The organism is Streptomyces zingiberis, from assembly GCF_012034935.1.
Lineage (GTDB): Bacteria > Actinomycetota > Actinomycetes > Streptomycetales > Streptomycetaceae > Streptomyces > Streptomyces zingiberis.
Window position 1 is genome coordinate 65,719 of the sequence record NZ_JAATEN010000008.1, and the last position, 23,916, is coordinate 89,634.

A 23,916-nucleotide genomic window follows, 5' to 3' on the forward strand; every position below is an offset into this window, starting at 1 on the left:
GGGGCGCCGCGGCCCACAATGGGGCACCAGTCCGGCACGCCCCGAGGAGAGCCGTCCGTGAGTCTGAAGGTCACCGTCGTTCCCGGCGCCGCCGAGCCGCCGTACGAGCAACTCCGGGCGCAGATCGCCGCGCAGGCGCGGTCGGGGCGGCTCCCCGTCGGGTACCGGCTGCCGACCGTGCGCGCGCTCGCCGGGCAGCTCGGGCTCGCGGTCAACACGGTGGCCAAGGCGTACCGGGCGCTGGAGGCCGACGGGGTGGTCGAGACCCGGGGCCGGAGCGGCACCTTCGTGGCCGCGGCCGAGGAGGGCGCGGCGCGGGAGGCCGCCGCCGCGGCGCAGGAGTTCGCCCGGCGCGCCCGCCGGCTGGGGCTGGACCGGGCGGCGGCGCTGGCGGCGGCCGAGGAGGCTCTGCGCGCCGCATACGCCGGCTGACCGGACGCCGGACCCGCCCGGCCGTGCCCGCCGGGAGGGGCGGTGGGGAAGGCGGCCCGGTGCGGGCCTCCCGCTTCGGCAGGGGCGACGGGTGCGCCCCTGGGGTCCGGGGGATCTTCTCCCGGCAGGCCGGCAGGCCGGCAGGCCGGCAGGCCGGTGCTCCGGCGCCCGGGTGTGCCGGTCTGCGGGTGTGCCGGGACGGCGGGCGGACCGCACCGCCCGCGGCCCGCCGCCGCGTGCCCGTCCGTCGCCGCGTGCCCGCGAGGGCACGGGACCGGGGGAGACGGCAGGGCCCCGCCGGCGCGGGGGTGAGGCCGTCCGGGTCCGCGTGGCAGATGTGGACGTCCCGTCAGGTCCCGGCCGCGGCCGAAAGTTTCACCCGCGCACGCGCGTAGATTCGCTGTTTCCGGGGGATGTCCCCACCATGCCCAGCAGGTTCCCCACCATGGCCGGCCGGGTCTGCTTTGACATGACCTCGCCAATCCGGCCCCGCCGGTGCCCGCCGGACGCGATCACGCCGGCCCGGCCCTGACAGCACAGCGCGACCTGCCGCCCCGTCCCCCCGCAGTGTCCCTGCCACCGGAGGTCCCGTGAGACTCTTCCGCCACGCCGCCCCCCTGTCCGCCCTGCTCCTCGCCGCCGCGCTGACCCTGACCGGCGCCGGCGCCGCCACGGCCGCGCCCGCGGCCACCGGCTATGTGGCGCTGGGCGACTCGTACGCCTCCGGCCTCGGCGCCGGCAGCTACGACAGCGCGAGCGGCGACTGCAAGCGCAGCAACCGGGCCTACGGGCCCCTGTGGGCCGCCGCCAACTCCCCCTCGTCCTTCCACTTCACCGCCTGTTCCGGCGCCAGGACCGGTGACGTGCTGAACAGCCAGCTCGGCCCGCTCAGCTCCTCGACCGGCCTGGTCAGCATCTCCGTCGGCGGCAACGACGCCGGATTCGCCGACGTCATGACCACCTGTGTGCTCAGCTCCCAGTCCACCTGCCTCAGCCGGGTGCAGCAGGCGCGCGACTACATGAACGCCACCCTGCCCGGCAAGCTCGACCAGGTGTACGCGGCCATCCGCGCCAAGGCGCCCGCCGCCCGGGTCGTCGTGCTGGGCTACCCCCGCCTCTACCAGCTCAAGGGCACCTGCATCGCCGGGCTGAGCGAGGCGGAGCGCTCCGCGCTCAACGCCGCCTCCGACAATCTCAACGAGGTCACCGCCAAGCGCGCGGCCGACCACGGCTTCTCCTTCGGCGACGTCCGCCCCACCTTCGCCGGGCACGAGATCTGCTCCGGTGACTCCTGGATCCACAGCGTCACCTTGCCCATCAACGACTCCTACCACCCCACCGCCGCCGGCCAGTCCGGCGGCTATCTGCCGGTGCTCCGCTCCCTCGCGTGACGGACGGACGCGGTACCGGCGCCGTCCGCCGGTGACGCCCCGCCCGGCCGGTGTCACCGGCGGGCGCGGTGTCACCGGCGGACCGTGACGGACCGGCCGGCGCGGATGTGCCCCCGCGCCGGCCGGCCCCCGTACGCCGCGCGGCCCGCACTGCACGGCCCGCGCCGCCCCGTCCGGAGCCCGGCCCGGTGTCCGGACACGACCGGGTCCGGGCGCCCCGCGGGCCCGTGCGCTCTCGCGACACGCCCGGCGTGCTCCGCGCGGTGGGCAGCGCACCCGAGTGCCCGTGCGCCGGGTGGGTAATCCTTCCGAGAGGCCAACCACCGTGCCGGGGAGGCCAGTCGGGGATACGCGGATACACGGGTGACGCGCCGGGGCGGTAGGGTTAGCCTGCCCGGGCCGGGTGCCCTCGTTCGGGTGGGGAGTGTCATGGATCAGATAACAACGCGGAGCAGGCCCCGAGTGCCTGCCGTCAACTGCGGAAGCGGCGTGCACAGCTCGCGTCTCGACCGCCATCTCGCCGTGCTGGCCGGCCCCGCCGTGCCACAGCGCGACACCGAGGAGGCGACCCTGCTGATGCGGGAGATCACCTCGCGCGGGGGTCCCCGCGCCACGACGACCCGGCGTGCCCGCGTCTCGCGGGTGTCGCTCTTCGCGCCGCTCCGGCGGCTGCGGCGGTCACTCCTCGGCAACCACGGGTAGACCGGCCGGCAGCTTCCCGCCCGGCCCCACCGGGCGCCACGGCGCCCGGTGACCCCGCCGCCTGCCCGGCCTCCGCGCATCCCCGGCTCGCGGACACACCGGCCGCTCCGCACGGCGCCCACCACCCGGACCGCCGCACTCCCCGCCCGGCCCGGCGCGCCCGGCCGCACGCGCCCCATCGGGCCGCGTGTCGGCCGGCTCGGCGCCCGTGGCTCTCGCCCGGCCCCCTCTTCCCTCCCGTTCCCGGCAGCCCGCGCGCCGTACGGGGCGGTCACGGCCTACGCCGGCCCGTGCCCGGATGCCCCGCGTCCCTGCACGGCGGGCGGCGGACGGTCCGTCCCACGCTGCGGGGCACGTCGAGCGTCAACGCAGCCACGGGCCCGCCGCGTCCGGCGGCCGCCGCGCATACCCTCCGCGCCCGGACCTCAGAGCAGCGCGAACTGGCCGCCGGGCCCCTCCTCCGGGTGGTCCAGGACGGAGGCGGGGCGGCGGGCGGCCGCCGGTACCGGCAGTACCCCGGCGCCGCGCAGCTCGGCCGTGGTCAGCCGCTCCTCCGGCCGCAGTCCCGCCAGCCGCTGCGCCAGCCGGCGGCGTTCCGGGCGGAGTTCGTCCAGCAGGGTCAGCACGGTGATCAGCTCCAGCAGTTCGGAGGTCCGGTCGCGCGGCCACCGTGCCGGACCGATCGCGGCCAGCGTGCCCGGGTCGGCAGGGGCCACGCGCCGCGCGTACCACTCGGCGAGCACCGGGACCCCGGACACCTCGAACTCCCAGGCGGCGGGTTCCACGGGCGCGATGCGGCCCTCGCCGAGCAGCAGCGCCCGTTCCGCGGCGTCGTACAGCGGTTCCGGGGGGAGGGCGCCCAGGTTCTCCGGGAGCGCGGCGCGGACGTACGGGCGCCGGCCGCCGGGCAGCCGGGGGCGCTCGCCCGGCGCGCCCGTGCCACCGGCGCCGCGCGCACCGAAGGAGTGCAGCCACAGCACGCGGCGGCCCAGCGCGACCCCCTCGCGCCACAGCGCGGCGGACCGGGGCAGCGGCACGGTCCGGTCCCCGCCGTGGCGCCGGACCGCGGACGCCGTCCAGGCCAGCACGTCCTCCGCGGTCACCGGGGTGGCGAGGCGCTCGGTGAGCAGGGCGGTCAGGCCGGGGGCGAGGTTGGGTTCCGCGCCGCCGGGGCGGCGGAACAGCGGCCGGATGCGCCCGGGCCGGCCCGCCGGGGAGCGCCCCTCGGGAAGCAGCGCCGAGAAGTGCAGCAGATCCTCCACACAGCCTTCGCCGCCGTGGCCGCTCCGGCCACCGCCGGCCGGGCCCGGCACCGCGCCCGTCTCCACGGCGAACAGCTGGTGGCCGTCGGCGACCCGCCACAGCTCCGGGCGGGCCGCGTCCAGCAGCCGCTGGTCGGGGATGAGCCACTGGCGGTCGAACGGGCCGTGCAGCAGCCGCACGGGCTCCGGGCAGGGCCCGGTCTCCTCGGCGAGCGGGCCCGTGGTGGCGGGGTGGCCGGGCAGGTGCGGCAGGGCCAGCCGGATGTTCCGGGCCCGGGAGGGACGGAACAGCCGTTCCCGTTCGGCGCGTTCGGTGACGGGGGTGAGGCGGGTCAGCCGGTCCCAGCGCGCGGTCAGGGTGGCGGGCTCCGGGGCCAGCACCCAGGAGCGGCCGGTGCGCAGCGGCGCCACCGACCAGGGCAGCAGGTCGGCGAGGAGCGGGTCGTCCCCCAAGGCGGTGGGGCGGCCGGGCCGCGGCGCGGGCGCCCGGCGCGGGGTCGGGGAGGGGGCGCGCGCCGTGGAGCGGGCCCCGGGGGCGGTGGGCGGTGGCAGGAGGGCGTCGGCACCGGTGGCGCCGGGCGGGCCCGCCGACGGGGACGCGGGCCCGTCGCCGGCCGGCGGGGTGCGGTTCCCGGTTCCGGCGGCCGCGGTGTCCTCTCGCGCCGTCACTGCGGTTCCCCCCTCCCCGTCCGGGTTCGGTACGGCCGCCGGCCCCTGCCGCGGTGGCCCGGACCGCCGCCGGCGGGCCGCGGTCCCCGGGGCTGCTTCCCTCTCCGCCGCGCCGGACGCCGCGCGTCCGTCGGGTTCCCCGCCGCGCGGCTGCCCGCGCGGTCCGGCCGCGGGCCCGGCCCGGCCATCGTAACGGCGGCCGGGGACACGGCCCGGCGGGTGCTCAGGACTCCATGGTCAAGGTGGTCACGGCGAACGAGAACCGGTCACCCCGGTAGCGGATGCGGGCGACGTCCACCACCCGGCCCCGGTCGTCGTGGACCACGCCGGTGCAGTGCAGGACCGGGCTGAGCAGCGGCACCTCCAGCAGCGCCGCCGTCTCGGGGTCGGCGAGCCGTGCCTCGACGGTGTCCGTGATCCGGCTGACCCGCACGCCCGCCGTGTCGCGCAGGATCTTGGTCATCGGCCACCGCTCCAGCTCCGCCGGGTCGAACCGTTCGGCGATCTCCGGACGGACCGCGTTCTCCGCCCAGTTGGTGGGCTCGCCGGTGGTCCCGTCCCGGCGCAGCCGGCGGAACTCCACGACCTCCTCCAGATCCGGGAAGTGCTCCGCCACCTCCGCCGGCACGGGCACCCGGCCGTGCCTCAGGACGGTGGCGGACTCGCCGGACTGCCGGGCGACGACGGTGTCCACCGAGCCCAGCAGCCGCACGGGGGCACCGCGCCGGGCGGCGGGCTCGATGAAGGTGCCGCGCCGGCGGTGGCGGCTGATCAGCCCCTCGGTCTCCAGTTCCTTCAGCGCCTGGCGCATCGTCAGCACGCTGACCCCGTAGTGCGCGGCGAGCCGGTCCTCGGTCGGGAGCCGCAGCGGCTCCTCCGGGCGGCGGCCCAGTATGGAGGCGCGCAGGGACTGGGAGACCTGGTACCACAGCGGCAGCTTGCGGTTGAGGACCAGGGAGTCGGGCGAGAAGGCGGTCACGGCTGAGGCACTCCGGCGGGTCTCGGGACGGCTGTCGGCGGCCCGCCCCGCCCCGCGCGGTGCCGGGCGAACGGAGGGGAGGCGCGGGGCGGGAGGGTGAGGTTACGCGGACGGCCGCCGTCCCGGCAGGGGGACACCCACGCGTCGACACGGGCCGGGCGGGCAGTGGCACCGCTGCCCGGTGGCGGGGCCGGCCCGGCCCCGCCGTGTCACCGGCGGAAGTGGCGCTCCAGCCCCTCCCACACCCGGTCGTAACCGCGTTGCAGATGGCCGGCGTCGAGCGCCTGCCGGGTGGCCGTCACCGGCCAGCGCGTCTCGAACATGAAGGCGAGGCCGTCGTCGATCTTCTGCGGCCGCAGCTCCGCGTGGCTCGCCTTCTCGAAGGTCTCCCGGTCCGGTCCGTGCGCCGACATCATGGGGTGCAGCGAACCGCCGCCCGGTACGAAACCGCCGGGGCCGGAGGCCTTGGCGTCGTAGGCGCCCTCGATCAGCCCCATGTACTCGCTCATCACGTTGCGGTGGAAGTACGGCGGGCGGAAGGTGTCCTCGCCGACCAGCCAGCGGGGCGCGAAGACCACGAAGTCGACGGAGGCCAGCCCCGGGGTGTCCGACGGCGAGGTCAGCACGGTGAAGATCGACGGATCGGGGTGGTCGTAGCTGATGCTGCCGATGACGTTGAAGCGGCGCAGGTCGTAGACGTAGGGCAGATGGGTGCCGTGCCAGGCGACGACGTCCAGGGGGGAGTGGCCGTACTCGGCCGCCCACAGGTTGCCGCCGTACTTGGTGACGACCTCCACCGGCTCCTCACGGTCCTCGAACGCGGCGACGGGCGCCAGGAAGTCCCGCGGGTTCGCCAGCCCGTTCGCTCCGATCGGGCCCAGCTCGGGCAGGGTGAACGGGCTGCCGTAGTTCTCGCAGACGTAACCGCGCGCGGCCGTCCCCGTCAGCTCCACCCGGAACCGGACCCCGCGCGGCACCAGCGCCACCTGGCCCGGCCCGGCGAGCAGCCGGCCGAACTCGGTGTGCAGCAGCAGCCCGCCCCGCTCGGGGACGATCAGCAGCTCGCCGTCGGCGTCGGAGAACACGCGGTCCGTCATGGAGGTGTCGGCGGCGTAGAGGTGGATGGCCATGCCCGCCCGCTGCCGGATGTCGCCGTTGCCGCCGAGCGTCCACAGGCCGGTGACGAAGTCGGTGCCCGGGGCCGGGTCCGGCAGCGGGTCCCAGCGCAGCCGGTTGGGGTCGGGCTCGGTCTCGGTGAACGGGGCGCCGCGCAGCGAACCGTTCGCGGTGCGGCGGAACGGGGGGTGCGCGGCGGAGGGGCGGATGCGGTAGAGCCAGGAACGGCGGTTGGTGTGGCGCGGTTCGGTGAACGCGCTGCCGCTGAGCTGCTCCGCGTAGAGGCCGAGCGGGGCGCGCTGCGGGGAGTTGCGGCCGGCCGGCAGCGCCCCGGGGACCGCCTCGGAGCTGTGCTCGTTGCCGAACCCGGAGAGATACGCGAGATCGCCCGGCCGCTCCGCCCCGCGCTCCTCCGCCGGGGCCGCCGCCTGCCCCGGCGCGCCGTTCGCGTGCGCCGCCCGCGCCGTGCCCGTGCCGTCCATCCCTGCTCCCTCGTCCCGCCGGCCGATTCCTTCGCCGAACCATAGGAATGGGGGCGTGGGCCCGTCAACGACTGCGCGGTGGCGGCCGGTCCGCGGCCGGGCGGGGCGGCGGGCCGGGGCCGTCCCCTCCGGTCAGCCCTCCCCGGGCGTCACGACCGGCAGCCCGGCCTCCCCGGCGGCGCCGTAGGCCTCGTCGACCACGACCACCTCCCGCCCGGCCGCGTCCAGCAGCGAGGCGGCGACGGTGGCCCGCAACCCGCTCCCGCAATGCACCCAGACCCGGCCCGGGGGCACCTCCGCCAGCCGCTCCCGCAGTTCATGGACGGGGATGTGCGCCGAGCCGCCGATGTGCCCCTCCGCGCGCTCGGAGTCGCGGCGGACGTCCAGCAGCACGTCACCGCCGCCCGGGTGGACCCGCCACCGCGCCGCCAGCTCCGCGAAGGTGCCCAGCCCGGAGACGCGCGGCTCCGTGCCGGCGGGCAGCCAGCGCTCCGGGCCCCCGGTGGCCGCGGCGGCCGGCCGGTCGACGCCGACCCGGACCAGCTCCCGCTGCGCGTGGGCCAGCTGGTCCCGGTCCGCGGCGAGCAGGGTGACGGGCCGGCCCCACGGGATCAGCCAGGCCAGGTAGGTGGCGAGCTGCCCCTCCGCCTCGATGTTGTACGCGCCGCCGACATGGCCCGCCGCGAACGCCCGCCGGTCCCGCAGGTCCACCACCCACTCGCCGGCGGCCAGCCGGCGCGCGATCTCCCCGGCGCCGGCCGGCGCGGGCGGGGTGAGGTCCACCGGGTCCGGGCCGCGGGCGTTGAGCGGGCCGAGGTGCGCGTAGTAGGCGGGGACGTCGTCCAGCCCGGCGAGCAGGTCGGCGACGAAGGTGTCCACGTCCTTCCGCAGGGCGTCGTTGCTCTTCCGTTCCGCGCCGATCGTGGTGGCGTCCCGCTGCCCGGACCGTGGCGAGGAGGAGCAGAAGCTGCCGAAGCCGTGCGTCGGCAGCACCCGCACCTCGTCCGCCAGTTCCCCGGCCAGCCGGCGGGCCGAGGCGTGCTGGTCGCGCGCCAGCCGCCCGGTCAGCCGGGGCTCCACCAGGTCCGGGCGGCCGACACCGCCGATGAGCAGCGAGCCGCCGGTGAACGCGGCGGTCTCACGGCCCTCCTCGGCCAGGACGTACGTCATGTGGTGCGGGGTGTGGCCCGGGGTGGCCACCGCGCGCAGCTCCGGTCCACCGCCTGCGCTGTCGCCGACCTCGATGGTGTCGCCGTCCGTGACCGGCGTGTGCGCGAACTCCACACCCGCGCCGGCGGGGAGCAGGTGGCGCGCCCCGGTGATCCGGGCCAGCTCGCGGCCGCCGCTGACGTAGTCGTTGTGCACATGGGTCTCCACCACGGCGGTGATCCGCACCCCCCGCCGGGCCGCCGCGCTCACCACCCGGTCGACGTCCCGCGGTGGGTCCACGGCCACGGCGGTGTGCGGGCCGCCCGCGAGATAACCGCGGTTGCCGAGCCCTTCGGTCTCCACGACGTCCACGAAGAACAACGAACGCGTTCCCTTCTCGTGCTCCTGCCGCCTCCTCCGCGCCTCCCGCCCCGGATCGCGGGGATCGCGGGGGGATGCCGGGGGATCACGGAGGTCCTGCCGGCCCTTCCCGGGCGCGCCCGGTCCCTCCCGTGCGCGCCCGCACCGCGTACCCGGGAGACGGCCGTCCAGCCCTCCCCGGGCCGGGGCGTGCGCCGCGGCCCTTCGGCCGGCCGGACCGGAGCGGCCGGGCACCGTGGTCCGCGCGGTGGCCGCCGCCCTCCGCGCCGCCCTCCGCGGCGCCGTGCGGCTTCGCCGCCGGCCGGGGCGCACTTCGGGCCGCGGCCTTCCCCGCGCACCACGCCCCCGGGCCGTTCGCCGCGCGGGCCCGTCGGCCTCCGGCGGTGACGCGGGCGCCACGTACCCGGGCCCGCGCGGTGGCGGTGCCCCGGCGGCCGGCCCCGGGCCCCGGCGCCGCACCCGGCGCGGCGCCTTCCCTAAGCGCTTGCTCACCACCCTGTAGGGTGTTCGCCGCGGCGGAGGGACCGCCGGGCACCTTCAGGAGCGGGGCGCGATGGGCAGCGAGGCGGAGAAGGCGCAGTGGGCGGATGTCACGCCCGACGCCGCCAGGCGGCTGCTGACGGCGGCCGTCGAGGCCTTCGCCGAGCGCGGCTACCACGCCACCACCACGCGCGACATCGCGGGCCGCGCCGGGATGAGCCCGGCCGCCCTCTACATCCACTACCGCACCAAGGAGGAGCTGCTCCACCGGATCAGCCGGGTGGGGCACCGGCTCGCCCTCGCGATGCTGGAGCGGGCGGCCGACTCCGACGCCGGCCCCGCCGGCCGGCTCGCCCTGGCCGTACGCGGCTTCGCCCGCTGGCACGCCGAGCACCACACCACGGCCCGTGTCGTCCAGTACGAACTGGGCGCGCTGGCCGAGGAGCACTACGCCGAGGTCCTCGCCCTGCGCCGGGCCACCGACCGCGCCGTGCGCCGGATCGTCCAGGACGGGGTGGACGCCGGCGACTTCCACGTTCCCGACGTCGGCGGCACCACCCTGGCGGTGCTGTCGCTCTGCACCGACGTGGCCCGCTGGTTCCGGCCGGACGGGCGCCGCACGCCCGAGGAGGTCGGGGAGCTCTACGCGGACCTCGTGCTGCGCATGGTGGGGGCGGAGCCGGCGGGGGAGTGACGGGGGCGTCCCCCCGCGGCCCGCCCGGCCGGGCGGGCCCGGCGTCCGGCGGGACGGCGGGCGCGTCGGGCGCGTCGGGCGGCCGGGCCGCGCCCCGGACGGGCCACCGTCCGGCCGTCACCCCCGGAGGGCGGGCCCGCGCACAGATCCGCGACCGGGGGAGACCGCACCGCCGGACCACTCCACCGGGGCGAGACCCCCGCCCTGGGCGGCCGGCCCCGCGCCCGCGCGCTCAGCGGTAGTAGCGGCTGAGGCTCTCCGCGACGCAGACCGGCTTCTCGCCGCCCTCGCGCTCCACGGTGACGGCCGTGGTCAGCTGGACGCCACCCGGCACCTCACGCACCTCCCCGATCACCGCCCGGGCCCGCAGCCGGGACCCCACGGGCACCGGCGCGGGGAAACGGACCTTGCCGGTGCCGTAGTTGACGCCCATGCGCACTCCCTCCACCCGCATCAGGCCCGGTACCAGCGCCGGCAGCAGGGAAAGGGTGAGATAGCCGTGCGCGATCGTCGTGCCGAAGGGGCCGGCGGCGGCCCGCTCGGGGTCCACGTGGATCCACTGGTGGTCGCCGGTCGCCTCGGCGAAGAGGTCGACGCGGCGCTGGTCCACCTCCAGCCACTCACCCGGGCCCAGCTCCTCGCCGACCGCGGCCTGCAACTCGTCGAGCGACGCGAACACCCGCGGCTCCGCCATCTTCTTCCCGCCTCCCACCGGACGTACTGAGCGGTTGCTCAGCATGCTGGCCACCGGCACGGCTGTCAACGTCCCACGGGGCTCCCCGGAAGCGGCTCTCCCGGTGTTCCCCCTGGTCGGCCCGGGGCTCCGCGCCCCGGACCGGACCCGTAGCCTGGCGGCGTGCCGCAGATTCCCGCACGACTGACGGAACTGACCGTGGGCCAGCTCGCCGCGCGCAGCGGAGCCGCGGTCTCCGCCCTGCGCTTCTACGAGGAGAAGGGGCTGATCAGCAGCCGCCGTACGGCTGGCAACCAGCGCCGTTACCCCCGGGACACCCTGCGCCGGGTGGCCTTCGTCCGGGCCGCCCAGCGGGTCGGCATCCCGCTGGCCACCATCCGTGACGCCCTCACCGAACTGCCCGACGGGCGGACGCCCACCCCGGAGGACTGGGCGCGCCTGTCGGAGTCCTGGCGTTCCGAACTGGACCGGCGCATCGCGCAGCTCGGCCGGCTCCGTGACCACCTGACGGACTGCATCGGCTGCGGCTGCCTCTCCCTGGAGACCTGTGTGCTCTCCAACCCCGACGACCGGCTCGGCGGTCTGGGCAGCGGCTCGGCGCTGCTCCCGGAGCGCGGCCGGCGGGGCCGCGGCTGACGGCCCCGCGTGGCGGGCTCCGCCGCGCGCCGGGAGCGCGGCGTCACGGCCCCGGCGCCCCGGGTGCCTCCCGCCGTCCGGCGGCTCAGGAGGCGGTGGCCAGGGCGGCGCGCAGGGGCCGGTGGGCGGTGGCCAGCGCGCCCTCGGTCAGGACCGGCTCGGGCACGACGATGCCGCAGTCCGCGCAGACCGGCGCCGAACTGGGCACATGGTCCAGCCCGCCGCGCCAGGCGAGCCGCGGCGAACGGCACACCGGGCAGACCGAGCCGGGCTCCGACTCCAGCGCTTGGATCATCCGGCGCAACACCTCGGCCAGCGGCGCGTCCGGGTGCACCGCCGGGTCGTCGCACCAGGCGACGCCGCACCCGCCCCAGGTGCGGCGGTGCCAGTCGTGCAGGGCGCCGGGCTGCCGTATGCCCAGGCGCTTCTCGCGCTTGCGGTGGGCCCCGAAGTCCATCTCGTAGGCGAGCCAGACCCGGCGGGCCTCCTCCAGCTCCGCCAGCGCCCGCACCAGCCGTTCCGGCTCCGGCCTCCGGTCACCGGTGGGGATGCCGACCCGGCCGCACAGGTGGTGCCAGGTCGCGCGGTGTCCGTAGGGGGCGAACTTCTCCAGGCAGCGGCGGAGCGCCGTGCGGCGTTGCTCCGGGGTCAGCCCCGGGTCACGCACCTGCTCCGCCAGACTTCTGAAACCTGCCATCGCTTCCACCTCCGACGCTCGTCCTGCGGCGATGTGGAATGGACGTACCGGCCGCCGAAATGGCTCCCGGGGGCGGGAGTTGGCCGGGAAAGTGTCCCGTTCGGCCCTCTTGCGTCCTCCCCGGCGGTCATCGGGACCCGACCGGACCGCCCTGTCCGCGCACGTGCCGCCGGGCGGCCGGCAGGTGGCCGCAGAATCTGCCGCCGCCTCCCTTCCCGGTGGGTGTACCCGGCGGTAACGTCCGGCGCACCCCCAACGGAAGGAGCAGGAATGCGACGGTGGATCCCGCGTTCCCGCAACCGTGCCGCACGGCGACCGCGCCGCGCCCTTACCCTCACCGCGCTGCTCGCCCTCGGCGCGGGGCTGCTCTCCCCGCCCGCCGCCGCGGCGGGCGGCACCCCCGCCACCCCGGCCGAGACCACCACGGCCACTGCGGCAGGCACCGGGGACCACTGCGGCGGTCAGTGCTCCGACATCCTGCCGCCCGGCGCCGACGGCAACGCCACCCTCGCCGAGATCCTCGCCCACCGGGTGCTCGGGACCCGTCCCGCGCACAGCTCCGACCAGCTCGGCCCGTACGACGGCCTGGTCGCCGGCTACCCGTCCCTCACCGACTCCGGGCTCCAGGAGTTCTTCAACGACGCCTCCTTCGGCGTCCCGGAGGGCCAGGTCGCCTCCGTCACCCGGCCCCGGGCGGACGTGACGATCACCCGGGACAAGAAGACCGGCGTCCCGCACATCCAGGGCACCACCCGCGAGGGCACCGAGTTCGGCGCGGGGTACGCCGCCGCGCAGGACCGGCTCTGGCTGATGGACCTCTTCCGCCACATCGGCCGCGGCGAGCTCACCCCCTTCGCCGGTGGCGCCGCCGGCAACCAGGAGCTGGAGCAGCAGTTCTGGCCGCAGGCCCCGTACACCGAGGCCGACCTCCGGGCGCAGATCGACCGCATCGCCGCCGCCGGCGAGCGCGGGGCGCAGGCCATGGCCGACGCCCAGGCGTACCTCGACGGCATCAACGCCTACATCGAGAAGTCCAGGAAGGGCCGCTACTTCCCCGGCGAGTACGTCCTCACCGGCCACGTGGACGCCGTCACCAACCTCGGCACCATCGAGAAGTTCCAGCTGACCGACATGGTGGCGCTCGCCTCCGTCATCGGCGCCCTCTTCGGCGGCGGCGGGGGCGGTGAGGTGGAGTCCGCGCTCGCGCTGCTCGCCGCCCAGGAGCGGTACGGCGCCGAGAAGGGCACCGAGGTCTGGGAGTCCTTCCGGCAGCGTGACGACCCCGAGGCCGTGCTCACCCTGCACGGCGGCGAGTCCTTCCCCTACGCCGGCAAACCCGCGCGGGCGCGCGGCACCGCCCTGCCCGACCCGGGCTCCGTCACCGCCGAGCCGCTGGTCCACGACCGGCAGGGCACCGCGGTGAAGGACGCCGAAGCGCCGGTGACGACCTCACCGCGCCTGCGGCCCCTGCGCGACCTGCACGGCGACGGGGTGCTGCCCGCGGACCTCTTCAGCCGGCAGCACGGTATGTCCAACGCCCTGATGGTCTCCGGCGCGCACACCGCGAGCGGCAACCCCGTCGCCGTCTTCGGCCCGCAGACCGGGTACTTCGCCCCGCAGCTGCTCATGCTCCAGGAGCTCCAGGGGCCCGGCATCAGCGCCCGCGGCGCCTCCTTCGCCGGCGTCGGCATGTATGTCCAGCTCGGCCGCGGCCAGGACTACGCCTGGAGCGCCACCTCCGCCGGGCAGGACATCACCGACACCTACGCCGTCGAACTGTGCGAACCCGACGGCTCCGCGCCGACCACGGCGTCCGCCCACTACCGGAACCACGGCGCCTGCGAGCCGATGGAGAAGCTGGAGAAGCGGAACGCCTGGAAGCCCTCGCTCGCCGACTCCACGGCCAAGGGCTCCTACCGGATGCAGGTGTACCGGACGGACTACGGCATCGTCACCCACCGGGCGACGGTGGACGGCGAACCGGTGGCCTTCACGTCCCTGCGCTCCACCTACCGCCACGAGGCCGAGTCCATCATCGGCTTCCAGATGTTCAACGACCCCGGCTACGTGACGGACGCCGCGTCGTTCCAGCGCGCGGCCGGGCACGTCAACTACACCTTCAACTGGTTCTACGCCGACTCCCGCGACACGGCCTATTTCAACAGCGGCACCAACCCGGTGCGCGCCGAGGGGGTGGACGCCTCCCTGCCGGTCCGGGCGGAGGCGGCCTACGCGTGGCGGGACTTCGAGCCGCGGGACAACACCGCCCGCTACACCCCGGACGCCGAGCACCCGCGCTCCGTCAACCAGGACTACTACATCTCCTGGAACAACCGGCAGGCGAAGGGGTACGCCGCGGCGAAGTTCGGCGACGGCTCGGTGCACCGCGGCGACCTGCTCGACAGCCGGGTGAAACGCCTCGTCGGCAAGGGCGGGGTGACCCGCGCCTCGCTCACCCGTGCCATGGCCGAGGCGGGCGTCACCGACCTGCGCGGCGAGAAGGTGCTGCCCCTGCTGCTGCGGGCCGTGCGCGGCGGGAGCGTGAGCGACCCGGCGGCAGCCGAGGCCGTGCAGTCCCTGGAGTCCTGGGTGGACGCCGGTGCCAGGCGCAAGGAGACGAGCGCCGGTTCGCGCGTCTACGGCCACGCGGAGGCCATCCGGATCATGGACGCCTGGTGGCCGCTGCTCGTCGAGGCCCAGTTCGCCCCCGGCCTCGGCGACGGCCTCTACGACGCGCTCCGCGCCAAGCTGCCGCCGGACGAGCCGCCCTCGGCGAGCCACGGCGCGACGGGCGGGCACGCGGGCTCGGCCTTCCTCGCCGGCTGGTGGAGCTATGTCGACAAGGACCTCCGCGCGGTGCTCGGTGAGGAGGTCCGGGGCCCGCTGGCGGCGGAGTTCTGCGGCGGCGGGGACGCGTCCGCCTGCCGGGAGACGCTGCTCACCACCCTCACCCGGGCGGCGGCCACCCCGGCGGCGCAGGTCTACCCGGGTGACGAGCACTGCGAGGCCGGTGACCAGTGGTGCGCCGACGCCCTGGTCCACCGCCCGCTGGGCGGTCTGACCCACGCGACCGTCAACTGGCAGAACCGGCCCACCTACCAGCAGGTCGTGGAGTTCCCCGGCCGCCGCTGACGGCCGCCCGCGGCGGGCGGCGGCCGGTCTCCCCGGCCGGCCGCCGCACCGCTCCGGGACCGGCGGGCCCCGCGCCGGCCCGTCAGTCCCGGTAGAGGAGGTGCTCCCGGCGGAGCCGGCGGAAGGCGGCCAGTTCCTCCCGCCAGCCCGCCACCACCTCGTCGGTGCCGGCGCCCCGGTCGATCGCGGTACGGACCCAGGTGGAGCCGGTCAGCTTGTCGATCCACCCGTCGGAGCGCCAGGCGAAGCCGTCCCACACCCGCCGGGCGGTGACCAGCAGCCCGATCCCCGTCCGTACCGGGTCGAACGCCGCCCGGTCGTGGACGTGGAGCTGCACCCCGCCGGCGGTGTCCCCCGCGAACTTGGAGAACACCGGCTGGAAGTACGCCTCCCGGAACCTCACGCCCGGCAGCTCCAGCCCGTTCGCCGCCTCGGCCCAGCGGCGGTCGATCCCCTCGGCGCCCAGCAGTTCGAAGGGGCGGGTGGTGCCGCGCCCCTCCGACAGATTGGTGCCCTCGAACAGGCAGGTGCCCGGGTAGACCAGCGCCGTGTCCGGGGTGGGCATGTTGGGGCTCGGCGGCACCCAGGGCAGCCCCGTCGTGTCGAAGAAGTCCCCGCGGCGCCAGCCCGACATCCGGACCACGTCCAGCTCCGCCGCGCGGCCCGCGGCCTCGGGGACGAACTCCGCGTTGAACAGCAGCGCCAGCTCACCCACCGTCATGCCGTGCGCCTGCGCGATCGGTTCCCGGCCGACGAAGGTCGCGAACTCCTTGTGGAGCACCGGCCCGGCCGCCGCCCGCCCGCTCACCGGGTTCGGCCGGTCCAGCACCACGAGGCGCTTCCCCGCGAGGACGGCGGCCACCATGCAGTCGTACAGCGTCCAGATGTAGGTGTAGAAGCGGGCGCCGGCGTCCTGGATGTCGAAGACCACCGTGTCCACCCCGGACGCGGTCAGGACGCCGGCCAGCTCCTGACCGCTCTTGAGGTAGGTGTCGTACACCGGCAGCCCCGTCGCCGGGTCCTCGAAGCGGCCCTCGGAGCCGCCCGCCTGCGCCGTTCCGCGGAAGCCGTGTTCCGGGCCGAAGACGGCCGTCAGGTCCACCCGTTCGTCGGCGTGCATGACGTCCACCAGGTGGCGCAGGTCCGCGGTGACCCCGGTGGGGTTGGTGACGACGCCGACCCGCTGCCCCGCCAGCGCCGCGTACCCCGCGGCCGCCAGCCGGTCGAAGCCCGTGCGCACCCGGCCCCGCGCCCGGGGCGCCGGCTCCGCGGCCCCGGTGGCCGCCGCCGCGCCGGCGGCCGGCGCCGTAGCCGCCGCTCCGGCCGCCCCCGCGGCCGTCAGCAGATTCCTCCGGGACAGGGACATCCGGCACCTCCGGGCTCGGCGGAGCCGGGACGCGGCGGAACCGTCCCGGCGACTGCGCTGTGCACCGGCACGCTAACCCGCGGGACCGCCGCGCGGAACGACCCCGGCGGCGGCCGGTCCCCGCCGCGCCCGGCCCGGGCCACGGACGGGCGACGCGGCCACCGGGCACGGCGGGGAGCCGCGCGGGCCGGTGGGCCCGGTGGGCCCGGCCCCCGGGCGCGGGGCGGCCCGCCGCGGCGGTGGGGACCGGCCGGGCGCCGGGCGGGAGGCGGGCAGTGGGAAGATCCTGCGACGGGAGCCGCGCGCCGGGCCCCACGCGGTGCGCCGGGTGCCGGGCCGCGCGTCCGGCGGCCCACGGTGAACCACGGCCCACGGTGAACCACGGCGCGGTGGTCCCGCCGCGCGCCCCGTGCGGCACCATCGACACGGGAACGACGCACAGAGAGGCAAGGTGGCGGTGATGGCCCCAACGACGGAAGGCGGCGGAAGACCCGTTCCGCAGCGGCTGCTGGCCGCGGCCACCCGCCTGTTCGCGGAGCGCGGCTACGACCGGACGTCCGTCCAGGACATCGTCGAGGCCGCCGGGGTGACCAAGGGCGCCCTGTACCACTACTTCGGTTCCAAGGACGACCTGCTGCACGAGATCTACGGCCGGCTCCTCCGCCTCCAGCAGGAGCGGCTGGACGCCTTCGCCGACGCCGACGGGCCGGTGGCGGAGCGGCTGCGGGCCGCGGCGGCCGACGTGGTCGTCACCACCCTGGAACACCTGGACGACGCCACCATCTTCTCCCGCTCGATGCACCAGCTCTCCCCGGAGAAGAACCGCCAGGTACGCGCGGAACGGCGCCGCTACCACGAGCGGTTCCGCGCCCTGGTCGAGGAGGGCGGGCGTACCGGGGAGTTCTCCACGGCCACTCCGGCCGATCTGGTCGTCGACTACCACTTCGGGTCGGTCCACCACCTGGTCACCTGGTACCGGCCGGACGGCCCGCTGACCCCGCGTGAGGTCGCCGACCACCTCGCCGACCTGCTGCTGCGCGCCCTGCGCCCCTAGGACGCGCCGGCGCGCCGACGCGAAGGCGCCGCCCGGCGCCGCCCGGAGCCTCCCGGAGCCGGTGGACGGGCCGGGGGACCGGGGCACGACGGCCCGCCGGGCGCCGGACGCACGGCCGCGGGGGTGCCGCCGGTTCCCCGGCCGGTCCGCGCCGCACGCCCGGCGGCTCTCCCGGGCCTGTCCGGCGGCCGGGCCCGTCCGCCCTCAGCCGGTGTGGCGCCGGATCTCCCGCCGGGCCAGGGAGCGCTGGTGCACCTCGTCCGGCCCGTCCGCGAGCCGCAGCGTCCGGGCCGCCGCCCACAGCTCCGCCAGGGGGGTGTCCTGGCTGACCCCGGCGGCGCCGTGCAGCTGCACCGCCCGGTCCAGGATGTCCACCACCGTGCGCGGGGTGGCGATCTTGATGGCCTGGATCTCGGTGTGCGCCCCCCGGTTGCCGGCGGTGTCCATCAGCCAGGCGGTCTTCAGCACCAGCAGCCGGAGCTGTTCCACCGACACCCGCGCGTCCGCGATCCACGCCCGGACGACGCCCTGGTCGGCCAGCGGACGGCCGAAGGCCGTACGGGAGACCGCGCGCCGGCACATCAGCTCGATCGCCCGTTCGGCCATGCCGATCAGCCGCATGCAGTGGTGGATCCGGCCCGGGCCGAGCCGGGCCTGGGCGATGGCGAAGCCGCCGCCCTCCTCGCCGACCAGATGCGACACGGGCACCCGGACCCGGTCGAAGACCACCTCGGCGTGGCCGCCGTGGTACTCGTCCTCGTAGCCGTAGACCCGCATCGCCCGGCGGATCTCGACGCCCGGGGTGTCCCGGGGGACCAGCACCATGGACTGGCGGCGGCGGACGTCGGCGCCGCCGGGGTCGGTCTGCCCCATCACCACCAGGATCCGGCAGTCGGGGTGGAGCGCCCCGGAGATGTACCACTTGCGGCCGGTGATCACATAGCTGTCGCCGTCCCGTTCGATGCGGGTGGCCACATTGGTGGCGTCGGAGGAGGCCACCTCGGGCTCGGTCATCGCGAAGGCCGAGCGGATCTCCCCGGCGAGCAGCGGTTCCAGCCACCGCCTCCGCTGCTCCTCGCTGCCGAACTCGGCCAGCAGCTCCATGTTGCCGGTGTCCGGGGCGGCGCAGTTGAGCGCGGTGGGGGCGAGCTGCGGGCTCCGGCCGGTGATCTCGGCGAGCGGCGCGTACCGCAGGTTGCTGAGCCCCGCCCCGTACCGCTCGCCGGGCAGGAACAGGTTCCACAGGCCCCGGCGGCGCGCCTCGGCCTTCAGCTCCTCCACCACCGGCGGCACGGCCCAGCGGTCACCCTGCCGGGCGCGCTGCTCCGCCGCCGTACGCTCCGCCGGGTACACGTGCTCGTCCATGAACTCCAGGAGCCGGGCGCGGAGTTCCTCGGTACGGGCGTCGAACGCGAAGTCCACGGGTCATCCCTCCCGCAGGGTGCTGAGGCCCTGCTCGACGAAGACGGGGACGAGGGCCCCGATGCGGTCGAAGTCCGCTCCCACGGTGCGGCCGAGGGCGTGGCGGTAGTGGATCCCCTCGAGGATCACGGCGAGCTTGAAGGAGGCGAAGGCGGTGTACCAGGAGATCCGGGAGACGTCCCGGCCCGAGCGCGCCGCGTACGCCTCGGCCAGCTCGGCGGGCGTGGGGTGGCCGGGCGCGTCCCCGGTGGTGCCGACCGGGGTGCCCGGGGGGAGCCGCAGCCCGCTGTACATCATCAGCAGGCCCAGGTCGGTCAGCGGGTCGCCCAGGGTGGACATCTCCCAGTCGAGCACGGCGCGGAGGGTGTCGTCGGGTCCGATCAGGACGTTGTCCAGCCGGTAGTCGCCGTGGACCACGGCGGGGGCGGGGGAGTCCGGCAGCGCCCGGTCCAGTGCGGTGTGCAGCTCGTCGATGCCCGGCAGCTCCCGGCTGCGCGAGGCGTCGAGCTGCTTGCCCCAGCGGCGCAGCTGCCGGCCGAGGAACCCCTGGGGCCGGCCGAAGTCCGCCAGCCCCGCCTCCACGGGGTGGACGGCGTGCAGGTCGACGAGGGTGTCCACCAGGGAGAGCACCACCCGCCGGGTGCGCTCCGGTCCCAGTTCGGCCAGCTCCTCCGGCCGCCGGTAGGGCGTGCCGTCGACGTGCTCCATGACGTAGAACGGCGCGCCGAGCACCGTCTCGTCCGGGCAGAGCAGCTCCGTCCGCGGGACGGGGACGGCCGTCCCGTGCAGCGCGCTGATCACCCGGTGCTCGCGCTCCATGTCGTGCGCGGTGTCCAGCACGTGCCCCAGGGGCGGGCGGCGGACCACCCAGCGTGAGACGCCGTCGGTGACCGCGTAGGTGAGGTTGGACCGGCCGCCCTCGATCAGCCGGGCGGTCAGCGGGCCGCGCGCCAGCCCGGGGCGGACGCGGTCCAGATGGGCCCGCAGCCGCTCCGGGTCGAGGCCGGGCGGGTGGTCCTTGCTCATCGCTGCTCCTTCGCCGAGGGGGCGTACCGGTGACCGGTGACGACGGGTCCCCGACATCATGCCGACCAGTCGGTATGACGTCCAGGCCCGCCCGGGGCGGGGGCCCGGCGAGCCGGCCCGGGGCACGGCGGCCACGGCGGGCGCGTCCCATCGGCCGGTGGGCTCGCCCCGCACCGGCTCCGCGCCCGCGCGGTCCCGGTGCCCGCACGGTCTCCGTATCCGCGCACGGCCGGTGGGGATCCGCGCTCGGCGGACCAGCCGCGGTGGGGGTCCGCGCTCAGCGGAGCAGCAGCGCCCCGCACACCGCCGTGGCCACGGCGCACCCCGTGGCGAGCGCCAGCGTCCGGGCCGGCGCGGCGTCCGGGCGGGGTACCGCCAGCGCCCGGATCCGGCGGTGGGCGGTGGCCAGCAGCAGCAGCCACGCCGCGGCCACCAGGGCCGCCGCGAGCAGCCCCGCCGGGTGGGCGCCCTCGCGCAGCGCCAGGCGCGCCGCCAGCAGGGCGGTCACCGAGGCCGCCAGGGTGGAGCGCCGCCAGGCGAGCCGGGTGCGCTCGGGCTGCGCCGCCGGGTCACGGGGGTGCGCCTCCGTCACCGGGAGGCCCAGCCGGTGGCGACGGCGACCAGCGTGCCCGCCGCGATCAGGACCACCCCGGCCGTCAGCACCGCGGGGAACCGGGACAGGGGGAGGTCCTCGCCCCGCCGCATCGCCCGCTCCACCCGGACCCAGTGGTGTACCGCCCGCAGGGCGCAGAGCGCGCCGCTCGCCAGCAGCAGCGCGGCGAGCGCCGTCCGGAAGGAGCGGTGCAGCTCGGGCAGGAACTGGACGACCGCGAACCCGCCGCCGATCAGCGCCAGGGCGGTGCGCAGCCAGGCGAGGAAGGTCCGTTCGTTGGCCAGGGAGAAGCGGTAGTCCGGGGTGGTGCCCTCGCCGCGGATCCGCCCGGGGGAGAGCCACAGCCGCACCGTGGCGGTCATGCCCCGCAGCCGTCCGGACGCCGTGCCTGTCACGCGGTCCATCCAAGCAGAGCCCGGGGCCCGGCCGGTGATCGGCCCCGCCGGGCGGCCGGGACGGGCCGGAAACAGCACGGCCGTCATGGTCCCGGGGCTGAGCTGGGGCGGGCCCCGGCGGCCGGGGGCGTGGAGGTGGCCCGTACGTCAACACGTTGTAAACAAAGGCCCTTGAGGGTGGCGGACGCTGGATACGCCTTGACGCGGAGCGGTGACTAACGGTTTGCTGTCTGTGATCATCGGTGGGCGGCGACGGGGCCCGGCGGGCCGGTTCGCCGGACCGTCCGCGAGGCGCCCCGTCCGGGCGGGAAGTGGCGTGACGCCGTGGGGGCCGTGGTGGAGGAAGAGGCTCGCGGATGACCCCTCCGCCGCCGCCGTGGGGCGGATTCCGCAAGCGGGACGCGCTCCGGCTGGACCCCGCCCTCGACGACGCCGAGCTCGCCGGGGTCCGCGACGCCCTCACCCAGGGCCGCTGGGCCGAGACCCGCGAGCTGCTCGCCGGCACCGGCCAGGACTGGGACCGCCGTGGCCACCGGCTGGTCGTCCTGGGCAGGGAGCCCACCAGTGCCGCGTGGGCCGAGGAGTGGCGGCTCGCGGAGCCCGACAGCGTGGACGCGGCCGCGCTGCACGCCTGCGCCCGTGTCTTCCACGCGCTGCGCGGCAAGGAGGACCCGGGGTCCGCCCGCGCCGCGTGCCGCGCGGCCGCCCGGATGTACCCGGCCGATCCCACCCCCTGGCTCGCGCTGCTCATCCTGGTCCGCCACACCGGCACCGACGAGGAGCGGCTCCAGGTCTTCGACCAGGTGCGCGGCCGTCACCGCGAGCACCACCACGCGCACCACCTGATGGCGGCCTCGCTGGCCGAGAGCCGGCAGGCGGACCGGGACGATCCCTTCCACGAGGTCTACGACTTCGCGTCCTGGGCCGCCGAGCAGGCCGGGGCCGGCTCGCCGCTGAGCGCCCTGCCCGTCGTCGCGCACACCGAGCGCTACCGGGCCCTGGCGCGGGCGGGCGTCGAGCCGCCCGACCCCGCCCGCTCCGGCCACTGGAAGAGCCGGCGCGCCCGGCAGGTCATGAAGGCCGCTTTCGACTGCTGGCTGGAGTGGGGCTGCGAGGAGCACCCCCGCCGGCTGGTGGACCTCAACTTCCTGGCGCACGCCAAGTACCACGAGGGCCGGCCGTGGGAGGCCGCCGCCCTCTTCCACCGCATCGGCCGGCACGTCACCCGGGCCCCCTGGTGCTATCCGGACCTCGACCCCCGCGCGGCGTACCGCGCCGCGCACACCGCCGCGACCGGCGCGGACCTCCGGTGAGGCGCCGGCCCCGCCGTCCGCCGCCCCGCCCGGGCGGCCCCTGACCGCCACCGGTACCCGCCGCGCGGCACCGCGCGGCACCGCGCGGCGGCCGGCGGCGCACGCCGGCGCAGGGCACTGAGCGACAGCGAGAGCGCACGAACGCAACCGACCGCAACCGACCGAGGGGGAGAGTGACCATGTCCGCCGGGAACGGAACCGGGATCAGTACGTACAAGGGCGAGGAGCGGGCGCTGCGCGCCGGCCGGATCGGGCTGGGGGGCCTGCTGCTGTCCGTCCTCGCCGCCAGCGCACCCCTGCTGGTGGTCGCGGGTGTCATGCCCACCACATACGCGGTGATGGGCATCGTGGGACAGCCGCTGCTCTTCGTGCTGCTCGGGGTGGCCCTGCTCCTGTTCAGCGTGGGATACGCGGAGATGAGCCGCCACGTCCACAACGCGGGGGCCTTCTACGCCTACATCGCCCGCGGTCTCGGCCCCACGGCCGGCGCCGGGGCCTCGGTGGTCGCCCTGGTCGCCTACAGCGCCATGCAGGTCGGCATCTACGGCATCTTCGGCTTCGAGATCAGCGGCCTCGCCGACCGCCACCTCGGGCTGCTCGTCCCCTGGTGGATTCCGTCCCTCGCCGCGGTGGCGGTGGTCGGCGTGCTCGGCTGGCTCAAGATCGACCTCAGCGCCAAGGTCCTCGGTGTCCTGCTGGCGGTCGAGGTGGTGATGGTCGTGATCTTCGATGTGGCGGCGATCGGCTCCCCCGGCCCGGAGGGCCTCTCCCTCCAGGCGTTCGACCCCGGGACGCTGGCGGGCGCCGGGCTCGGTACCGCCTTGTGCTTCGCCTTCGCCTCCTTCGTCGGCTTCGAGCAGGCTCCCGTCTACGCCGAGGAGACCCGGCGCCCCCAGGTCGTCGTCGCCCGCGCCATGTTCCTCGCCGTGGGCTTCGCCGCGCTCTTCCTCGCCCTCAGCTCCTGGGCGCTCAACGTCGCCTCCGGCCCGTCCCGCATCGTCGAGGACGCGCGGACGCAGAGCGCCGGGCTCCTCTTCGCCCTCGCCGAGGGGCGGCTGGGCACCGGCTTCGCGGAGATCATGCACCTCTTCTTCGTCACCGGCATGTTCGCGGCCATGCTCAGCTTCCACAACGTGGTCGCCCGCTACGCCTTCGCCATGGGACGCGAGGGGCTGCTGCCCTCCTCCCTCGGCCGCACCACGCGCGGCAGCGGCGCCCCGGGCACGGGTTCCCTGCTGCAGAGCGCCGTCTCGGTGGCGGTGATCGTGGTCTTCGCCGCCACCGACGGACGGCCCACCGGCGACCCCACGGCCCCGGTGCTGCGGCTGTTCACCTGGATGGGCAACGTCGGCGCGCTCGGCGTGATCACCTTGATGGCCGTGGCCTCCGTCGCCGTCATCGTCTTCTTCGCCCGGCGGGGCGCCGCCCGGGCGCAGGCCCACCGGCTGGCGTGTTCCGCCGTCGCCTGCGCCGCGCTGGTCACCATCGTCGTGTACACGGTGAAGGACTTCGACGTGCTGCTCGGCGCCGGCCCCGGCTCCGCGCTGCGGTGGGCGCTGCCCGGCATCATCGGGCTCGCCGCCGTCGTGGGCCTGGTCCACGGCCTGGTGCTGCGGTCGGTGCGGCCCGCGGCGCACCGCCGGATCGGCCTGGGCAACGAGGCGTTCCAGCTGGAACGGACGGCCACCGCCGGGGCCGCCCGGCCGCCGGCCCCGCGCGGCTGATCGGGTGACCGGGTGGGCGGCGCGTGCACGGTGCCGCCCGCCCGGGAGGCCGTACCGTCAGCCCACCACTCCTTCGGGTGCGGAACAGGCGGGGTTCATTGGGCAGT

General features: G+C 76.5%; 20 protein-coding genes. 9 read left to right on the forward strand and 11 right to left on the reverse strand.

The window, feature by feature from the left end; genetic code table 11:
• The first annotated feature begins 57 nt into the window (after positions 1 to 57).
• From HCK00_RS12655 to HCK00_RS12665, 3 genes are all read left to right on the forward strand, one after another.
• Positions 58 to 432, forward strand: coding sequence for a GntR family transcriptional regulator (locus HCK00_RS12655; protein ID WP_168101963.1), 375 nt, complete (start codon positions 58 to 60; stop codon positions 430 to 432).
• A gap of 590 nt (positions 433 to 1,022) precedes the next feature.
• Complete coding sequence (locus HCK00_RS12660; protein WP_168101964.1) at positions 1,023 to 1,823, forward strand: SGNH/GDSL hydrolase family protein; 801 nt, start codon at positions 1,023 to 1,025, stop codon at positions 1,821 to 1,823.
• A 429-nt stretch (positions 1,824 to 2,252) separates the two neighbouring features.
• Positions 2,253 to 2,525 (forward strand): hypothetical protein, encoded by a 273-nt coding sequence (locus HCK00_RS12665; RefSeq protein WP_168101965.1) that lies wholly within the window; start codon positions 2,253 to 2,255, stop codon positions 2,523 to 2,525.
• A gap of 425 nt (positions 2,526 to 2,950) precedes the next feature.
• Here the strand turns inward: HCK00_RS12665 and HCK00_RS12670 are convergent, their stop codons facing one another.
• From HCK00_RS12670 to HCK00_RS12685, 4 genes are all read right to left on the reverse strand, one after another.
• Positions 2,951 to 4,240 (reverse strand): type ISP restriction/modification enzyme, encoded by a 1,290-nt coding sequence (locus HCK00_RS12670; protein ID WP_168102154.1) that lies wholly within the window; start codon positions 4,238 to 4,240, stop codon positions 2,951 to 2,953.
• A gap of 439 nt (positions 4,241 to 4,679) precedes the next feature.
• On the reverse strand, positions 4,680 to 5,435 hold the full coding sequence (locus HCK00_RS12675) for a GntR family transcriptional regulator (protein WP_168101966.1): 756 nt from the start codon (positions 5,433 to 5,435) through the stop codon (positions 4,680 to 4,682).
• Between the two features lie 209 nt (positions 5,436 to 5,644).
• Entirely contained in the window at positions 5,645 to 7,033 is a 1,389-nt protein-coding gene (hmgA, locus tag HCK00_RS12680) for a homogentisate 1,2-dioxygenase (protein ID WP_168101967.1), read from the reverse strand.
• A 132-nt stretch (positions 7,034 to 7,165) separates the two neighbouring features.
• Positions 7,166 to 8,563, reverse strand: a complete 1,398-nt coding sequence (locus HCK00_RS12685; protein WP_168101968.1) for an MBL fold metallo-hydrolase — start codon at positions 8,561 to 8,563, stop codon at positions 7,166 to 7,168.
• Positions 8,564 to 9,116: 553 nt separating this feature from the next.
• On the opposite strand from HCK00_RS12685, the gene HCK00_RS12690 reads away from it, so the two are divergent.
• Positions 9,117 to 9,737 (forward strand): TetR/AcrR family transcriptional regulator, encoded by a 621-nt coding sequence (locus HCK00_RS12690; protein WP_168101969.1) that lies wholly within the window; start codon positions 9,117 to 9,119, stop codon positions 9,735 to 9,737.
• 232 nt (positions 9,738 to 9,969) lie between these two features.
• Here HCK00_RS12690 and HCK00_RS12695 read toward each other — a convergent pair whose 3' ends face one another.
• Positions 9,970 to 10,431 carry a MaoC family dehydratase gene (locus HCK00_RS12695; RefSeq protein WP_168101970.1) on the reverse strand — a complete coding sequence of 154 codons (462 nt, stop codon included), beginning with the start codon at positions 10,429 to 10,431 and terminating at the stop codon, positions 9,970 to 9,972.
• 162 nt (positions 10,432 to 10,593) lie between these two features.
• Here HCK00_RS12695 and soxR point away from each other — a divergent pair, with 162 nt between their 5' ends.
• Positions 10,594 to 11,067, forward strand: a complete 474-nt coding sequence (soxR, locus tag HCK00_RS12700; protein WP_168101971.1) for a redox-sensitive transcriptional activator SoxR — start codon at positions 10,594 to 10,596, stop codon at positions 11,065 to 11,067.
• An 85-nt stretch (positions 11,068 to 11,152) separates the two neighbouring features.
• On the opposite strand, the gene HCK00_RS12705 is transcribed toward soxR, so the two are convergent.
• Positions 11,153 to 11,764: a hypothetical protein gene (locus HCK00_RS12705; protein WP_168101972.1), complete on the reverse strand. Its 612-nt coding sequence runs from the start codon at positions 11,762 to 11,764 to the stop codon at positions 11,153 to 11,155.
• 270 nt (positions 11,765 to 12,034) lie between these two features.
• Here HCK00_RS12705 and HCK00_RS12710 point away from each other — a divergent pair, with 270 nt between their 5' ends.
• Positions 12,035 to 14,896, forward strand: coding sequence for a penicillin acylase family protein (locus tag HCK00_RS12710; RefSeq protein WP_168101973.1), 2,862 nt, complete (start codon positions 12,035 to 12,037; stop codon positions 14,894 to 14,896).
• Positions 14,897 to 14,978: 82 nt separating this feature from the next.
• On the opposite strand, the gene HCK00_RS12715 is transcribed toward HCK00_RS12710, so the two are convergent.
• A complete protein-coding gene (locus tag HCK00_RS12715; RefSeq protein WP_168101974.1) occupies positions 14,979 to 16,262 on the reverse strand; it encodes an exo-beta-N-acetylmuramidase NamZ family protein in 1,284 nt (427 codons plus the stop codon).
• Positions 16,263 to 16,722: 460 nt separating this feature from the next.
• Between HCK00_RS12715 and HCK00_RS12720 the strand changes: the two genes are divergently transcribed.
• On the forward strand, positions 16,723 to 17,316 hold the full coding sequence (locus HCK00_RS12720; protein WP_168101975.1) for a TetR/AcrR family transcriptional regulator: 594 nt from the start codon (positions 16,723 to 16,725) through the stop codon (positions 17,314 to 17,316).
• Between the two features lie 204 nt (positions 17,317 to 17,520).
• Here HCK00_RS12720 and HCK00_RS12725 read toward each other — a convergent pair whose 3' ends face one another.
• The 4 genes from HCK00_RS12725 to HCK00_RS12740 form a co-directional block, all read right to left on the reverse strand.
• On the reverse strand, positions 17,521 to 18,738 hold the full coding sequence (locus tag HCK00_RS12725) for an acyl-CoA dehydrogenase family protein (protein WP_168101976.1): 1,218 nt from the start codon (positions 18,736 to 18,738) through the stop codon (positions 17,521 to 17,523).
• Positions 18,739 to 18,741: 3 nt separating this feature from the next.
• Complete coding sequence (locus HCK00_RS12730) at positions 18,742 to 19,764, reverse strand: phosphotransferase family protein (RefSeq protein ID WP_168101977.1); 1,023 nt, start codon at positions 19,762 to 19,764, stop codon at positions 18,742 to 18,744.
• Positions 19,765 to 20,041: 277 nt separating this feature from the next.
• The gene (locus tag HCK00_RS12735) at positions 20,042 to 20,356 is read right to left on the reverse strand and encodes a DUF202 domain-containing protein (RefSeq protein WP_168101978.1); all 315 of its coding nucleotides are present in this window, start codon (positions 20,354 to 20,356) and stop codon (positions 20,042 to 20,044) included.
• On the reverse strand, positions 20,353 to 20,748 hold the full coding sequence (locus HCK00_RS12740) for a YidH family protein (RefSeq protein ID WP_375781958.1): 396 nt from the start codon (positions 20,746 to 20,748) through the stop codon (positions 20,353 to 20,355). The genes HCK00_RS12735 and HCK00_RS12740 overlap by 4 nt, the downstream gene beginning before the upstream one ends.
• A gap of 380 nt (positions 20,749 to 21,128) precedes the next feature.
• On the opposite strand from HCK00_RS12740, the gene HCK00_RS12745 reads away from it, so the two are divergent.
• Both HCK00_RS12745 and HCK00_RS12750 read left to right on the forward strand, forming a co-directional pair.
• Positions 21,129 to 22,085 (forward strand): hypothetical protein, encoded by a 957-nt coding sequence (locus tag HCK00_RS12745; protein ID WP_168101979.1) that lies wholly within the window; start codon positions 21,129 to 21,131, stop codon positions 22,083 to 22,085.
• 179 nt (positions 22,086 to 22,264) lie between these two features.
• Complete coding sequence (locus tag HCK00_RS12750; RefSeq protein WP_168101980.1) at positions 22,265 to 23,809, forward strand: APC family permease; 1,545 nt, start codon at positions 22,265 to 22,267, stop codon at positions 23,807 to 23,809.
• Positions 23,810 to 23,916 lie beyond the last annotated feature (107 nt).